The sequence below is a fragment of the Vibrio sp. Vb1574 genome (genome assembly GCF_033338675.1).
In genome coordinates, this window is the sequence record NZ_JAWOTC010000319.1 from 1 (window position 1) to 1,196 (window position 1,196).

A 1,196-nucleotide genomic window follows, 5' to 3' on the forward strand; every position below is an offset into this window, starting at 1 on the left:
TAAATGATGCAATGGGTAAGATCTCTACGTCGATGGATAGTGCTAATTCAGCCGGTGGCAGTGGTAGTAAAGGCGGTACTGCCGACGGTAAACAAGGATAAGTTAACCCGTTATAAATTTAGAGAGAGGGGAAACCCTCTCTTTTAAGGTTTTTATTCTATGAGTAGAGCATTAATTTTTGTATTTGTTGCCATCACTATGTTTTTGGCCTTTTTTTACGTCAGTGATTTCTTTGACCAGCCAGAGCCTGTGGCCGTCGTGGAAAATGAAGTGTTTGTACAAGTCGCATTTGTTAATCGAACTGTGAACAAAGCTGATCCCGTCAATATTGATGCAATTGATATTCGAGAGTTTTCAGAGTCAGAAGCAAAACAGCATTCTTATACCCCTTATACGAGTATCAAGATTGAATCTGGCGCTCTATGGGCAAAAGATGTCACCGAAGGAACTCAACTAACGTCAAACTTGGTTTCTAACCCCGGCGAAAAAGATTACATGTATCTTTCGCTTAAAAAAGATCAGGTCCCTTATTACTACCTTTCTCAAGGCAGTAGCATTGTTGAGGCGTTACCAATACAACCTGGCGACCGCGTCAGCTTTGTCGCTACAACCTCATCTCAATCGAATTTATTAGAAAGCGGTTATTCCGATATCGATAGTTTAACAAGCAACGTCATTATTGATGGTGCATTAGTTTTACAGGCGATGAATGTGTCTGAAGATGATTCGTCAAACGAAGACTATGGCTTGATCATCGCGTTGACCGTTAAACAAGTACTTAAGCTTGAAATGGCACAAAAGATCGGAGCTATAACGCTGGTTCCTGCAAAGATGGTTCATAAATACTTATCTGTGAAAAGTAGCGATTTAATTGAGCATCGATTTGGCGTTCGACAGCTGAGAGGGAATTAAGGGTGTTCAATAAAAATATACTATTAGTCACATTAGGAGTGGCGCTATTACTCCCAGCTTCAGTCTCTGCAGGGGAGCTATTGAGCTTAGATAAAGGCGCAGCAAAAACCATTAACGTAAAACGTAACATCGACACCGTATTTGTCGCAGACACTCAAATTGCGGACTACAAGGTAATCGCAAATGGGAAGCTCGTGATTTACGGTATCGGTCGTGGTGCAACGTCGATCATTGCTTATGATCGAGCCGGAAACGAAATTTATAACGCAGAAGTGGTAGTCAAC

The 1,196-nt window shown here is 41.5% G+C and carries 2 protein-coding genes; both read left to right on the forward strand.

Going from position 1 to position 1,196, the window contains the following annotated elements:
- Nucleotides 1–159: 159 nt before the first annotated feature.
- On the forward strand, nt 160–912 hold the full coding sequence (locus tag R7O12_RS25850; protein WP_005481305.1) for a hypothetical protein: 753 nt from the start codon (nt 160–162) through the stop codon (nt 910–912).
- A gap of 2 nt (nt 913–914) precedes the next feature.
- A partial coding sequence (locus tag R7O12_RS25855; RefSeq protein WP_318126912.1) for a pilus assembly protein N-terminal domain-containing protein occupies nt 915–1,196 on the forward strand: 282 nt, incomplete at its 3' end.

Excerpts from the sequence above, each read along its gene's own strand:
- R7O12_RS25850 (WP_005481305.1), top strand. The coding sequence starts at position 160 with ATGAGTAGAGCATTAATTTTTGTATTTGTTGCCATCACTATGTTTTTG.